Here is a 14,002-nt window from a genome sequence, read left to right as displayed (position 1 = left end):
AGCAACCGGGACAACGCGCTACGCCCCCTCGGTCGCGGGGGCCTGCGTCGCTGGGGTGCCGTCGGGGGCGGGGGGCGGCGATTGTCGCAGTCGTGGTGGCCGCAGGCGTGGTGGCGGTGTCCGCTGTCGTGGACGGGGTTTCGGCCCCGAGCAGGTAGTCGATGATTCCCGTCGAGATGGCGATCGCATGCTCGAGCTGACCGTCCGAGCTCTCGAGAAGAGCTGCGTCGTCGGGGTTGGATCCGTTGCCCATCTCGACGAACACGAGGGGCACCGTGGTCAGCGCGGGCCCGGCGACATCGGATCGCTCCTGTATCCCGTTCTCGACCCCTGCGTAGTTGGCAGGCTCGAAGCCGGCGCGCACGTAGGAGTCCCGCATCAGCGTCGATGCCGAACGTCCACGCTCGGACTGGGCAGCGTCGGCCGCCGCGCTCGGAATCGGCAGGGTGGGCACGATGAGATGGAACCCGTGCTTGTCGGCGTCGGTCGTCGCACTCGTGGAGTCCGCATGGATACTCACGGCCACGTCGGCCCCGGACTCGCTGGCGGCCCGCGCCCTGTCGTCCACACATCCGCCCCAGCCGGTGTCGTCTGCTCGACTCGTCTTCACCGTTGCACCCAGACTCTCCAGGCTGGATCGGACGAGCTCGCTGACTTTCCAGTTGATGGTGTGCTCGGGCACGCCGTCCAGGGTGGTCATGCCGGTGGTCTGGCAATCCTTGGTGCCGCCCCGCCCGTCGTCCACCTGTCGCTGCAGATTCTCCGAATGTGCGGTGCCTGGTGGCCCGGATCGAGGAAGACCGTCTTGCCGGACAGTTCCGTACCTGCGGTGGGGGCCGTGCCGGCCGGTGCGGCGGTGGCCGGCGCAGACACGAGCACCCCGGCACCGAGAATTCCGGCGCACATCAGCGCCGTCAAAGTCGACCTGGTCATCGGTGCAGATTTCATATCGTCTGGCGCAGGCGGTGGAACTCGCTGCGCAACTCCCCTCTCGGCCCCTCGGACACCGCTGATCCGAACAGGTCACCGAATCACGGGACACCACACGTCACAACAGACACTTGCGCATCAAGTGAAGCAGATATCACCGTCGACGCGTATCGAGTGATCTTTCGTTAGTGAAACGATTGCGTTTCGTGACCGATTCGTTGTGTAAATACGGAGATCCCGAGCGTCGCCTGCAGATCTCCGTTCGATCGAACTCGAACCGACCCGAGGATGGCAATACGTATTCAAACCGGACAGTTCGTCTTTCTCACGGATAACGACGAACACGACCGCCGAGAGAATGCTTCTCGCAATCACCTTGTCGGTTTCGTCGAAGGACGAGGTGATTTCTGTGGGAATTCTGCGAATCGAGTAACAATCCCCCGACCCGCATGGATAAACACATTGTTCAGCCGTATAGTCGCATCAGTTCGATCTGGACATCCCCGCATCATCCCCTGCATCATTGGAGAGCTTCAGCATGGCCAGAAAAGTCTATGTGCAACTAGTCGATGACATCGACGAAAAACCGATCGAATCCGGTGGCGAACACATAACCTATTCGGTCAACGGAGTCAGCTACGAAATCGACCTGAGCGACAAGAACGCGAAGGAGTTTCACCGCAAGCTCGACTATTACATCGAGCACTCCACCAAGGTCGGTGGAAAGCGAACGAAGAAGTCGAGCACTCCCGCAACCGGTGCCAAGCGCGACGCCAATCAGACCAAAGCCATCAGAGAATGGGCCAAGGCGAACGGCCACAATATCTCGGCGCGAGGCAGAATCCCCGCCGAGGTCGAGCAGGCGTTCGACGCCGCTCACTGAGCCGTCGACTGCCGAATCGGCTCCGGGCACGACGAACGGATGCCGATTCGGCGCTCGGTGACACCGAACACGAAAAAAGCGTCGCCCGAGGGCGACGCTTTTTTAGTTTGCTCTCTATGGAGCTTGCTTCTCGGTGGAGCTAAGGGGACTCGAACCCCTGACCCCCACACTGCCAGTGTGGTGCGCTACCAGCTGCGCCATAGCCCCGAGTTACTGCGTGCTCCCGCTCATGCGGTTGCTCGAACGAAGTTACACCATCGGTCGCAGCAGCAACAAATCACCTGGTAAGGCCGGTTCCGAATACTCGACGACCGGCCGCACCCGCGCCTAGAGATCAGTTGATCGACGCCAACCATTCCGAGTCACCGAGCGCATCGACAACCTGACCGTCGACCAGTACCCCCGGTGTTCCGCGGGCACCCGAGGCGGCGAGCGCGTCCCGTCCGGTGTTCGCATCCGCCACCGCGGCGTCTCGCTGTGCGCCGCTGACGATGCACTCCGTTGCCAGCTCGCTCGCTCCGGAGGAACGAGCGAGCTCCGCTAGTTCGGCATCGGTTCGGTCGGAGTCACCACCTTCTTCGGGGCGAAATTCCGGGTCGAACAACCCGGCGTGAAATGCGGAGTAGACCCGCGCGTTCTCCGTCGCTGCCACGCAGTGCGAGGCCGCGACGGCACGCGTCGAATAGTCACCCGACGCAGACTGTGGATCCAGGAAATTGACCAGGTGGTAATTCACCGAGACGACACCGTCGTCGATCTTCTGAGCCAACTCCTGGCCGTGTTTCACTTCGAGGTCACCGCAGAACGGGCACATCGGATCCTCGAAGACATCGATGACACGCTGCGCTTCCGGACGCGACAGCTGCACCACCCCGTCACCCGGCAACGACAATTCGACCGCAGGATTCTTGACCGTGCCGTAGCCGTCGTTGCGTGGAGCGTCGCTTCCGCTCTGCCACATGATCGCCACCCCGATGACGATCACCACTACGACGAATGCGATGCCGCCCAATACGTAGGTCATCGTGTTGGAGGTTGCCTCGGGTGTGTGTTTCGTACTCGATATCTTCTTCTGGCTCACACAGCGAATACTACGGTTGCGCCCGTCAGATGCGCTCGCGCCCGAGTGTGTCTGGAACTCGCGACCACCAAAGTCCCGCCAGGAGGAGCAGCGCTCCCGTCACGGCGAAAGCCGGACCGAAGGAGACCTGTTCGACGATCATTCCGGCCACGATCGGGCCGATGACCGCGCCGACGTCGGACGCCATCTGGAATGCGGCCAGCACGGGCCCGCCGCGAGCCTTCGAGCCGATCACGTCGGCAACCGAGGCCTGCTGGGCAGGGCTCATCAGACCCGATCCGATTCCGGCGATCAAGGACACCACGAGAAACAGCACGGGATCGTGGACGTATCCCATCACGACGGTTCCCAGACCGCACACCACCAACCCACCCACCATGAAGGGCTTGCGTCCGCGCACATCGGACAGGCGGCCGGCTGTGGTGAGAACCAGGGCATTTCCCACTGCGAACACGGTCAGCGCGATACCGACGAACACCTCGGATCGCTGCATCGCCTCGACGACGAACAACGGCACCAAAGCCACCCGGACACCGAAGACCGCCCAACCGTTGGCGAAGTTCGACGCCAGCGCGGCCTGATACGACGGGATCCGCAGCGCGGCGAGCAACGACATCGTGGGCGGTGCCGAACCCTTCTCCGGCTTGACGAGGTCGGAATTGCCCAGGGTGAAATACACGACGGCCGCGGCGATCACGAGAGCCACGGCATAGATGACGAACGGCACCCGCAGACCGAATCCGACGAGCGCGCCGCCGACGAGCGGGCCGCCGATGGTTCCCAACAGGAAGGCGGTCGCATACAGGCCGGAGATGCGGCCACGACTGGTCGGAGGACTGATCCTGATCAGCAATCCCAGTGCCGACACCGAGAACATCGTCGAGCCGATGCCGCCGAGTCCGCGAAACACCAGCAGCTGCCAGTACGTCTGAGCCAGAGCGCACGCACCGGTGGACACCGCAACGATCAGCAGTCCGATCAGGTACACCGGCCGCTCGCCGAGCCGCTGCACCAGAGCACCACTGGCGGGTGCGAACAACAACCGCATGAGCGCGAAAGCACTGATGACCGCCGACGCCGCCGTGTAACCGACGCCGAATTCTCGGGCGAACTGCGGCAGAGCGGGCGCGACGATGCCGAATCCGAGCGCGATGACGAACGCCGCCGATACCAGTACCCAGATCTCCGGTGGGAGCTTGCCGCCGGGTTGGAATGCGGGCTCGGGAGCCGAACTGTCGTGGTCGGGTGGAGGTGAGTCGGTCACGAGCTCTCGAGTGCGGACGACACCAGTTCACGTGCGGCGGCTTGAACCCGGGCCAGATGCTCCTCGCCCTGGAACGACTCCGCGTAGATCTTGTACACGTCCTCGGTTCCGGACGGGCGCGCAGCGAACCAGGCACTCTCCGTCGTCACTTTCAGGCCACCGAGGGCAGCTCCGTTGCCCGGAGCCTCGGTCAGCGTCGCCGTGATCGTCTCGCCCGCCAACTCGGTGGCGGTGATCTGGCTCGGCGAGAGCTTGGCCAGAACGGCCTTCTGGTCACGGGTGGCAGGTGCGTCGACGCGGGCATACGTCGGATTGCCGAACTTCGAGGTGAACTCGCTGTAGCGCTGCGATGGCGTGGATCCGGTGACGGCGGTGATCTCGGACGCCAGCAGCGCCAGCACGATTCCGTCCTTGTCGGTGGTCCACACTCGGCCGTTGTGTCGGAGGAACGACGCACCGGCGCTCTCCTCGCCGCCGAACCCGAGCTCACCGGCGAGCAGACCCGGAACGAACCACTTGAATCCGACCGGCACCTCGAGCAGGCGACGGCCGAGACCGGCGACGACCCGGTCGATCATCGACGAGCTCACCAACGTCTTGCCCACTGCCGCCGTGGGTGACCAATCGGGTCGGTGGGTGAACAGATAGTCGATGGCCACGGCGAGGAAGTGGTTGGGATTCATCAGGCCACCGTCGGGGGTGACGATGCCGTGGCGGTCGGAGTCGGCATCGTTGCCCGTCGAGATGTCGAACCGATCGCGGGCAGCGATGAGCGACGCCATCGCGTTCGGCGAGGAGCAATCCATCCTGATCTTGCCGTCGGTATCAAGAGTCATGAAGCGGAATGTGCCGTCCACCAACGGATTCACCACGGTCAGGTCCAGATTGTGCCGCTCGGCGATGGCATCCCAGTAATCGACACTCGCACCGCCCAACGGATCTGCTCCGATACGCACCCCGCCCGCGCGGATCGCGTCGAGATCGAGCACGTTCGGCAGGTCGTCCACATAGGTGCCGAGGAAGTCGTAGCGCGAGACGCTCCCCGCGAACGCCTGTGCGAGGGTCACCCGCTTGATGCCCGAAATACCATCGCGCAGAAGCTCGTTCGCGCGCGCAGCAATGACCGATGTGGCGTCGCTGTCGGCCGGACCGCCGTGCGGAGGGTTGTATTTGAATCCGCCGTCCCGCGGCGGATTGTGCGACGGAGTCACCACGATGCCGTCGGCCTGCGCCGACGGGCCGGTCTCGTTGTACCGAAGAATTGCGTGACTGACCGCTGGGGTTGGCGTGTACCGATCGCCCGAGTCGACCAGAACGTCGACACCGTTGGCCGCCAACACTTCCAACGCCGTCGTCCAGGCGGGTTCGGACAGTGCGTGAGTGTCCCGACCGATGAACAGCGGCCCGGTGATGCCCTGCGCGGACCGGTACTCCACGATCGCCTGCGTCGTCGCCACGATGTGCGCCTCGTTGAACGCCGAGTCCAGACTGGACCCTCGATGCCCTGAGGTGCCGAACACCACCTGCTGACTCGGTTCCGACACGTCGGGAACCCGCGAGTAGTACGCGGTCACGAGCTGCGAAAGATCCACCAGATCCTCCGGCAATGCAGTGGTTCCAGCTCTCTCGTGCGCCACGATGCGCCTCCTCGTTGTGGTCGAACCGAACTCGATCGATGGATCGAACTCCTCGACAACCCTAACGCCGCTACCCCACCCGCGAGCTACTTGCTGGATCCTTTCGGCGGCCGTGGGAGGAAATAGCTGGTCCGCTGCTGGTATTCACGATATCCCGGACGCTTCTCCATGCTGCGCTCGAGCAATCGCGCACCGGTGGCGAACACCAGGAAGTACGTCATCGCGATGGGCGACAGGAGGGTGAACACTCCGGGCCACGCCGATGCGGCCACGAGGAACAAGCCCCACCACACTGCCGAGTCACCGAAGTAGTTGGGATGCCGCGTCCAGGACCACAGACCACGATCCATGATCTTGCCCTTGTTCGACGCGTCGGCCTTGAAGGCCTTCAACTGAGCGTCGCCCACTGCCTCGAACGTCCATCCGAGAATCCAGACGGCCACCCCGAGCACGACCACGGGTACGACCGATCCGTGTGCGACAGCCGACACCTGCACCGGGAGGGATACGAACCACAAGGCAAAGGCCTGCGTCAGATAGATCTTGCGCAGGGCATACAGGGTTTCGTTGCCGGTGGCCTTGGCGAGCAGCTCGGTGTAGCGCGGATCCTCACCATGACCGCGCGAGCGTCGAAAGACGTGCACGGCAAGACGAAGCCCCCACACACCGACGAGGACGAGCAGAAGTATTCGACGCCACACTTCACCTGTTCCGGTCGCAGCCGAGATCAGCGCGATCAGAACGAACCCGCCGCCCCACGTCACGTCCACGACGTTGTGGCGTCCGATTCGCGCGCCGATGAGGGCGGTGACGATCATCAGGAGGGCGGTACCGCCGAGGCTCGCCAGCGATACGGTCAGGAAATCGGACCAGTTCACCGCGGGCACACCCACACCGGTCGCACCGGTTCCATCTCGGACGGTCCGTTCTCGGACCGAACCGCCAGAATCTGGTCGACGCCCATCCTGTTGTCCCGGAAGGCCATTCCACCGCCGATCAGGTACAGCCGCCACACGCGAGCGACCTCTTCCCCGACCATCGCCACCACATCGTCGAAGCGCGCCTCGAAGCGCTCCGTCCAGACATCGACGGTCCGCACGTAGTGCTCCCGAAGGGCGTGGACGTCGCGAACCTCGAGTCCTGCCTCCTCGATCATCGCGACGGTCCGCCCGACCGGGCGCATGTACATGTCCGGCGCGATGAACGATTCGATGAATGCTCCGCCGCCCGGGTTGTCACCCTCTCCTCGCGACATCTGCTGAATCAGCACGCGTCCACCCGGCTTGACGTTGGTGTGCAGTGCGGCGGTGTAGGTCGGGTAATTGGCCTCCCCCACGTGCTCACCCATCTCGATGGACGCCACCGCGTCGAAGGGCCCGTCCGGAATTTCGCGATAATCCTGGATTCGGATCTCTACCTTGTCCTGCAGTCCTCGGTCGGCGATTCGCTTGTCGATGAAGGCTTTCTGCTCGCGCGAGATGGTCACTCCGACGACCTGCGCTCCGTACTCCTGGGCCGCATGCAGACTCAGCGACCCCCAGCCGCAACCGACGTCGAGAAAGCGTTGCCCTGCACGCTTGTCGAGCCCGACCTTTCGACAGACGAGGTCGAGTTTGTCGCGCTGGGCATCGTCGAGGGTGTAGTCCGGCGAATCGGAGGTCCAGTACGCCGACGAGTACGCCATGTGCGAATCGAGCACCAATTCGTAGAAGTCGTTCGACAAGTCGTAGTGGTGGCTGATCGCAGCGCGGTCACGGAGCACCGAGTGCAGCCGCCCCTTCACCGAGGCCTGCGACACGGGCGGCGGCAGAGGGCGGCCGAACACTCCGAGATCCTTGGCCAGTTTCGCCAACCGCAGTAGCGACGCCGGACCCGGTCGTATCGCCGAGAGTCGGCGCTCACGCACCACACCCCAGACGTGATCGAGGGCCGCGGCTAGATCGCCGTCGACGTCCAGCTCCCCGGTGACGTATGCCTGCGCAGCGCCGAGTTCGCCGGGGCTCCACAACAATCGACGAAGGGCGCTCGGGCTCCGCAACAGCACTCGCGGTGCCGAAGCATCGCCTGCAACGGATCCGTCCCACGCCTGCAGCCGAACGGGAAGCGGACCACCCAACAGGGGTTCTATCAACTCGGCAATCCGATGTGCGACACCGGCACTGCGATCGGTCCGATCCACGGAAAGTGTCGAGGTGGTCATCGGTTGTCCCTTCGGTCGAGCACGATCTGCTGAACATCGAGGTACCCGGATCGAAATCCGGCCTCCGAGTAGCACAGGTAGAAGTGCCACATTCGCGCGAACACCTCGTCGAAACCGAGCTGCTCGGCCTCGCTGCGGTATTCACGGAAACGCCTGTCCCACTGAGCGAGGGTTCGCGCGTAGTGATCGCCCATGGACAGACGCTCGCGAACCCGAAGCGAGGTGTGCTGTTCGGTCACCTCCTCGATGGCCCGCACGGACGGCAGGAACCCGCCGGGAAAGATGTACTTGTGCACCCAGGTGTACGTGTTGCGGGTAGCCAGCATGCGGTCGTGCGGCATCGTGATGGCTTGGAGGGCAACCCGCCCACCCGGTGCGAGCAGCGCGTCGATCGTCTCGAAGTACGTCGCCCAGTACTGATGCCCGACGGCCTCGATCATCTCGACCGACACGATCGCGTCGTACTCGCCGTCGACCAGACGATAATCGAGGAGATCGATCTGAATTCGATCGCCGTAGCCAGCAGCGGCACAACGCTTACGCGCTAGTTCCTGCTGTTCGGTCGACAGTGTCACCGATCGTACCGTCGCGCCACGAGCGGCCGCACGGATAGCAAGCTCGCCCCATCCGGTGCCGATCTCGAGAACCCTGGTCCCCTCGCCGACGCCCGCGCGGTCGAGTAGCCGGTCGATCTTTCGGCACTGAGCGTCGGCGAGCTCCTCACTGTCGTCGCCTCCCGATGCGGCGAACAACGCACTGGAGTAGGTCATCGTCTCGTCGAGGAAGAGCTCGAAGAGGTCGTTCGACAGATCGTAATGCCGTGAGATGTTGGATCGGGTGTTCTTGGTCGTATTCCGCTCGCTCCGTGGAGGTTTGGGGATATAGAGTCCTCGGAGGCGCTGCAGGGACTTCGGAATCAGCGACGCCATTCGCCGAGCGAAGACCTCGAGCACAGCGGTGAGGTCCTCGGCATCCCAGTCTCCGGCCATGTATGCCTCACCGAATCCGATGAGTCCACTGTCTCCGACCCGTGCGGCGAAGTCGTGTGGCCGATACACGGTCATCAACGGTGCGTCGGCCGACCCGGCACCGATCACCTCGCCGTCGGGCATCGCAACCCGGACCTGCAATCCCGCGACCGCACGACGGAAGAGGAAATTGGCGACGGGCGCGGCGGCAGCAACCTTCATGCCACCGGGAACATGGGCGATCTGAGGCCAGACCCGCGGATCCACCAACGGGCGCGGACCGGCAGCGGAACCACCGTACGGGTACGACACAGAATCGGCCTTCGACACAGTTGTCATCTGTGGGCCCCTTCCTTCTGGAATTTTGGTGCCCCGGGAAGGGCAGGTTTCTGCACGATCTTCAGACCCCGCGCCCAGAGCCGAATGCCCTGCCAGCGGATCTGTACCACCACTCGTAACGGCGCACACGGGATCTCGAGTGCGGTACGAAGAATCGACCGCGTCGTCACCTCGCGTCGACGGCCGTCGACGGTCGCCACGAACGGAGGCTGACCGGGCCGCTCGAGGACGATCGACAGCCGGAGCGCGGCGTCCGGCTCGGGTAGCAGCATGGAGTATTCGCCGTCGACGTCGTTGAACGGCGAGACGTAGAACTCCTTGGTCGTGCGAGCCGCGCCGCGATGATCGGTGTGCAGCAGATACCGGTATCGCTCGCCGTAGGTGTTGTGCACCTCAGCCACCACGCAGCGGAGCTCTCCGTCGCTATCGTGACACCAGTACACACTCAATGGGTTGAACGTATGACCGAGCACCCTCGCGCTGGCCAACATCGTGATCCGTCCGCCGCCGAGGTCGATACCGTTCTCGGCCAGGAACGCATCGACGTTCTGGCGAATGGTGGCGTCGGGGTCACCGAGGTGGTCACGGGGGTCGAACGAGGCCAGCAGTCGCAGCATCCGGGGCAATTCGGGGAGTGCATCGAGGTCCACGAACCAGCTGTAACTCTTGTACGAGAACGTGTTTCGAATCGGCGCGCGTCGCACGTGATCGATCCGAGTGCGATACAAAGCCGCCCCGTGTGCGCGGGTGGTCGGCAGAACCGATGTCAGAGCCACGTGGCCCCCACCCGTTGTGCGGCGCGCGCTCCCGACAACGCACCGTCCTCGTGAAATCCCCAGCCATGGTAGGCACCAGCGAATGCCACTGTGTCGGTATCCAATTCAGGAAGTCGCCGCTGCGCTGCAACCGATTCAGGGGTGTACTGAGGGTGTTCGTAGGTCATCTCGTCGAGTACCGCATTCGGGTCGATGCGGTCCGCTCCACCGAGGGTGACCAGCATTCTGCGATCGGTTTCGTCCAGGCGCTGCAACCTGGTCAGGTCGTAGCTGACCAGCACCCGGTCGGGCCTGGCCGCGCACGACGGGAGGTGGTAGTTCCACGATGCACGCGCCCTGGTGTTCTTCGGCAACACCGACGAGTCCGTGTGCAGTTGCGTGTGATTGGTGGAGTACGGCATCGCTCCCAGGATGCTGTGCTCGAGCGCCGTCGGTTCGGCGAGCATCTTCAGCGCGGCACCGGGGTGCACCGCGATCACGGCCGCGTCGAACGTGCGCAGGCGGTCGTGGCCGTCGCGGATCTGCACGGAGTCCTCGGACCTGTACACCGCGCGCACCGGGGTATCGAGCATTACCTCGTCGATGTGCTCCGCAACCCGGCGAACGTACTCGATGGACCCGCCGGAGACGGTGCGCCAGGTGGGAGATCCTGTGACGGTGAGCATTCCGTGATGTCGAAGAAAGCTGAACAGGTAGCGAGCCGGGTAGGCGAGAGCAGTGTCCGGATCGCACGACCACACCGCCGACACCAACGGCGTCATGAAGTGGGATTCGAAGTACGCGGAGAACGAATGCTCTTCGAGAAATTGTGCGAGAGTCGTCTCGGACTGCACCGGTTCGGCACTGTCCAACAGTTCGGTTGCCAGCCGATGAAAACGCTTGACATCGAGCAACATCGAGACGAATCGTGGCTTGAACACCGCGGTACGCTGCGCGAGGATCCCGCGCATGCCCTGGCCGCCCGAGTACTCGAGCCCGCACCCGTCGCAGCGCACGGACATGCTCATGTCCGAATCCTGGGTGGGCACATCGAGCTCGGCGAACAGGCGCAGCAGAGTCGGATACGTCCGGTCGTTGTGCACGATGAACCCGGTGTCGACGCCTACCCGTCCATCGGGGCCGTCCACGTAGTGGGTGTCCGCGTGACCGCCCAGCCGAGAGTCCGCCTCGTACAACGTGACCGACGAGTTCTTCGACAATGCGTAGGCAGCCGTCAGGCCGGCGACGCCGCTCCCGACCACCGCGATACGACGCCGCGTCACGATTGCCTGCCCATGCAGTCGGCCCGCGCATCGGCGGCGATACCGAGAACGAGGTCGCGCGTTGCCCTGGACCAGAGCCGCGGATTGCGGAGCATGAAGTGCCCACCCGGAACGTTGAGGTAGCGGGCGTCCGCCCCTCGGGAGGCTGCTCTCTCGGTCGCACGACGCGAGGTTCGCGGATCGGTCCACCTGTCGGCAGTTCCGTGCATCACGAGCAGCTTCTTGCCCGGTCCGAACGCATCGGCTTCCGCCCCCTCCGGCCACCACGGGGCCAGAGCCACCACACCCACGATCGAAGGGTCGTCGATCAGGGCAGCGGCGGTGCGGCCACCCAGCGAATGACCGACGACCACCACGTGAACGTCGGGGTGCTCGGCACGAATGCGATCGAGCGCCCAGCGGGCATCTTCGACGGGGCTTCCAGCGGGGGCGTTCCAGCCCCGGAACCGGTACTGCAACTGCTGCACCGAAATGTCGTGTGCGCGTCCCACGCGCCGAAGCATCCAGGTGAACGGCCACATTCGCAGACCGGCCAGGTGCCACGGTCGACTGCGCGCCCGGCTGACGTCTTTACCGCCGCCGAGGACCAACACGACCAGTGACGGCGCGTGCACCCGCCTGCCGGTCCGCAGAACTGGGATGGGCTCGTTGCTCATGACCACTATTCGGCACCGCGGTCGCTTCGGGTGGGATGGCTTCGACCTAGTCGATTGTGACCTGGCCGACACAGAAAGAAGACCGGGCCGAGAGTGTGTCTCTCGGCCCGGTCTTCGTCGGTGGAGCTGCCGGGAATCGAACCCGGGTCCTCTGCTGCATTGCCAGGGCTTCTCCGTGTGCAGTCCGCTATGCCTCTACTTGGATCTCCCGATCTCGCGAACAAGTCAGGATGACGATCCCAGCCACTGTTTGATGTTCCTCATCATCCCGCGGCCGGATGAATCGGTGAGCCCTCTAGCTGATGCCAGTACCCGGACCGAGGGCGAGCCCGGACTGACAGACACGCAGTCGCTACTTAGGCAGCGAGTGCGTAGTCGCGCTGATTGGAATCGGCGCTTATAAGGTTGCGATGACGCTTACGGTGGTCTCTCGCCTGCACCGACACGCTTCCCCTGACTCAACATACAAAGTCGAAACCGTTCAGCCCCGTATGTTCCCGAACACCGTGTCCGGGCTGTTCAGTGTAACGCCTCGCCCGGACACATTCATTCCATTAACGGCCGACACGGCGATCCGCAGAATTCAGGCCGCATCGGCGTCGACTCGTTGCACCACCGTGCGCAGCATCCGACGCGCCATCACCAGGCGTGCAGGCAACGAGGCGTACCAGACGGCGCGACCGGCCAAACCGCGCGGGAAGAACACCAACCGCTGCTCGATCGTCGGCTGCTTCGCAGTTCCCCCGACCGTCAGGTCGAGCCAGGCCTCGCCGGGAAGTCGAGTGGAGGACTTGAGCCGAGTGGTGTGCTCGGTGCCCGACGCGGATGCGTCGGGCCCGGTGACGTCGCGATGCCAGCCCGTGAGAACGTCGGCGTCGGCCAATCGTTCGAGCGCGGGCCTGATCGCGGTCGACTTCGCTGCGCTGCGGGCGACCCGGGTGTCGGTGTAGACGACCTCGCCTGCCCATGCCGGATCCGACGGCAGCGGATCCGAGGGGGCCGCGGTACCGGTGGCATCGGTCCAGCGAGTCTCCACCTCACCGTCGTCGATCTTGCGTAGCGCCAATCTCACGGAATCTCGGTAGCCGGTCAAGCCGCCGTCCGGACGCGGTACGACGGCGTCGATGTCCATCTCGTGGCCGACGGCGTCGTATTGCAGCGATTCGATGAGCGGCATCGCCAGCCCACGAGGAATGGGTGTCACCAGCCCGATCCAGTGGCCGGCGAGTCGCGGAGTCAAAACCGGCAGAACGATGATCCGACGCTGCCGCAGACCCGCGACGTCGGCGTAGATGTTCATCATCTCGCCGTACTGCATGACATCGGGACCACCGATGTCGAAGGTCCTGGATTCGGTGATCGGGGCACTCGCGGCCCCGATCAAGTAATGCAACACGTCGCGCACGGCGATGGGCTGGATGCGGTTGTGTACCCACCGCGGTGTGGTCATCACCGGAAGCCGATTGGTGAGGTGCCGAATCATCTCGAACGACGCCGAGCCGGATCCGATGACGACGCCGGCCTGCAGCACGATCGTCGGCACCCCCGAGTCGATCAGAATTCGTCCCACCTCGGCTCGGGACTTCAGGTGTGGTGAGAGCTCACCGGTCGGCGGGTGCAGGCCGCCGAGATAGACGATGCGCCCCACACCGCATTCCGCCGCCACGGCCGCGACGTTCTCGGCGCTGTCGCGTTCGGTATCGGCGAAGTCCGAGTGCCCGGCGGTCCCCATGGAGTGCACCAGGTAGTACATGACGTCGACGCCGCTGAGCGCTTCCTTCAACGATTCCCGATCGCTCAGATCGCCCCGAACGATCTCGACATCGGCCGCCCACGGCACCGAATCGAGCTTGGCGGGCGTGCGCGCCAGCACGCGGACCGTGTACCCCTCTTCGAGGAGTCGCGGGGCCAGCCGTCCGCCCAGGTATCCCGTGGCACCGGTGACGAGGACGCGCGGCGACTTCTCGGGCGCGGGGGTGTCGGAGTAAGCGTCGAAAGCTGTCATA

At 64.3% G+C, this 14,002-nt stretch carries 11 protein-coding genes, 1 tRNA gene, 1 other RNA gene and 1 pseudogene; 1 reads left to right on the top strand and 13 read right to left on the bottom strand.

Going from position 1 to position 14,002, the window contains the following annotated elements; genetic code table 11:
* Positions 1–933 (bottom strand): annotated as a pseudogene (locus RHBS_RS06850) (N-acetylmuramoyl-L-alanine amidase); the annotation flags it as partial.
* A gap of 535 nt (positions 934–1,468) precedes the next feature.
* Here RHBS_RS06850 and RHBS_RS06845 point away from each other — a divergent pair.
* Positions 1,469–1,813, top strand: coding sequence for an Lsr2 family protein (locus tag RHBS_RS06845; protein ID WP_037190211.1), 345 nt, complete (start codon positions 1,469–1,471; stop codon positions 1,811–1,813).
* Positions 1,814–1,947: 134 nt separating this feature from the next.
* On the opposite strand, the gene RHBS_RS06840 is transcribed toward RHBS_RS06845, so the two are convergent.
* From RHBS_RS06840 to RHBS_RS06785, 12 genes are all read right to left on the bottom strand, one after another.
* Positions 1,948–2,020: transfer RNA gene (locus RHBS_RS06840), tRNA-Ala, on the bottom strand.
* Positions 2,021–2,147: 127 nt separating this feature from the next.
* A complete protein-coding gene (locus RHBS_RS06835; RefSeq protein WP_183130189.1) occupies positions 2,148–2,894 on the bottom strand; it encodes a DsbA family protein in 747 nt (248 codons plus the stop codon).
* A 25-nt stretch (positions 2,895–2,919) separates the two neighbouring features.
* Positions 2,920–4,077: an MFS transporter gene (locus RHBS_RS06830; protein ID WP_121872507.1), complete on the bottom strand. Its 1,158-nt coding sequence runs from the start codon at positions 4,075–4,077 to the stop codon at positions 2,920–2,922.
* A 77-nt stretch (positions 4,078–4,154) separates the two neighbouring features.
* A complete protein-coding gene (gene pgm, locus RHBS_RS06825) occupies positions 4,155–5,795 on the bottom strand; it encodes a phosphoglucomutase (alpha-D-glucose-1,6-bisphosphate-dependent) (protein ID WP_121870234.1) in 1,641 nt (546 codons plus the stop codon).
* Between the two features lie 86 nt (positions 5,796–5,881).
* Positions 5,882–6,613, bottom strand: a complete 732-nt coding sequence (locus tag RHBS_RS06820) for a DUF1295 domain-containing protein (protein WP_374700545.1) — start codon at positions 6,611–6,613, stop codon at positions 5,882–5,884.
* A 56-nt stretch (positions 6,614–6,669) separates the two neighbouring features.
* On the bottom strand, positions 6,670–7,995 hold the full coding sequence (locus RHBS_RS06815) for a class I SAM-dependent methyltransferase (RefSeq protein ID WP_121870235.1): 1,326 nt from the start codon (positions 7,993–7,995) through the stop codon (positions 6,670–6,672).
* Positions 7,992–9,302, bottom strand: a complete 1,311-nt coding sequence (locus RHBS_RS06810; protein ID WP_121870236.1) for a cyclopropane-fatty-acyl-phospholipid synthase family protein — start codon at positions 9,300–9,302, stop codon at positions 7,992–7,994. The genes RHBS_RS06815 and RHBS_RS06810 overlap by 4 nt, the downstream gene beginning before the upstream one ends.
* Positions 9,299–10,078 (bottom strand): DUF1365 domain-containing protein, encoded by a 780-nt coding sequence (locus RHBS_RS06805; protein WP_121870237.1) that lies wholly within the window; start codon positions 10,076–10,078, stop codon positions 9,299–9,301. Before RHBS_RS06805 ends, RHBS_RS06810 begins: the two co-directional genes overlap by 4 nt.
* The gene (locus RHBS_RS06800) at positions 10,069–11,358 is read right to left on the bottom strand and encodes an NAD(P)/FAD-dependent oxidoreductase (RefSeq protein ID WP_374700544.1); all 1,290 of its coding nucleotides are present in this window, start codon (positions 11,356–11,358) and stop codon (positions 10,069–10,071) included. Before RHBS_RS06800 ends, RHBS_RS06805 begins: the two co-directional genes overlap by 10 nt.
* Entirely contained in the window at positions 11,337–11,996 is a 660-nt protein-coding gene (locus RHBS_RS06795; protein WP_121872510.1) for an alpha/beta hydrolase, read from the bottom strand. The genes RHBS_RS06800 and RHBS_RS06795 overlap by 22 nt, the downstream gene beginning before the upstream one ends.
* 118 nt (positions 11,997–12,114) lie before the next feature.
* Positions 12,115–12,485: a transfer-messenger RNA gene (ssrA, locus tag RHBS_RS06790) on the bottom strand.
* Positions 12,486–12,579: 94 nt separating this feature from the next.
* Positions 12,580–14,001 carry an SDR family NAD(P)-dependent oxidoreductase gene (locus RHBS_RS06785; protein ID WP_121870238.1) on the bottom strand — a complete coding sequence of 474 codons (1,422 nt, stop codon included), beginning with the start codon at positions 13,999–14,001 and terminating at the stop codon, positions 12,580–12,582.
* Between the last annotated feature and the right edge of the window lies 1 nt (position 14,002).

Origin of the sequence: Rhodococcus sp. BS-15 (assembly GCF_000813105.1) — a bacterium.
Taxonomy (GTDB): Bacteria; Actinomycetota; Actinomycetes; order Mycobacteriales; family Mycobacteriaceae; genus Rhodococcoides.
This window is presented reverse-complemented; position numbering and strand designations above follow the sequence as displayed.

What these genes read in the sequence shown, in the direction of transcription:
- RHBS_RS06845 (WP_037190211.1), top strand. Translation starts at nt 1,469, where the DNA reads ATGGCCAGAAAAGTCTATGTGCAACTAGTCGATGACATCGACGAAAAA.
- RHBS_RS06820 (WP_374700545.1), bottom strand. Translation starts at nt 6,613, where the DNA reads ATGATCGTCACCGCCCTCATCGGCGCGCGAATCGGACGCCACAACGTC.
- RHBS_RS06815 (WP_121870235.1), bottom strand. Translation starts at nt 7,995, where the DNA reads ATGACCACCTCGACACTTTCCGTGGATCGGACCGATCGCAGTGCCGGT.
- RHBS_RS06810 (WP_121870236.1), bottom strand. Translation starts at nt 9,302, where the DNA reads ATGACAACTGTGTCGAAGGCCGATTCTGTGTCGTACCCGTACGGTGGT.
- RHBS_RS06795 (WP_121872510.1), bottom strand. Translation starts at nt 11,996, where the DNA reads ATGAGCAACGAGCCCATCCCAGTTCTGCGGACCGGCAGGCGGGTGCAC.
- RHBS_RS06785 (WP_121870238.1), bottom strand. Translation starts at nt 14,001, where the DNA reads ATGACAGCTTTCGACGCTTACTCCGACACCCCCGCGCCCGAGAAGTCG.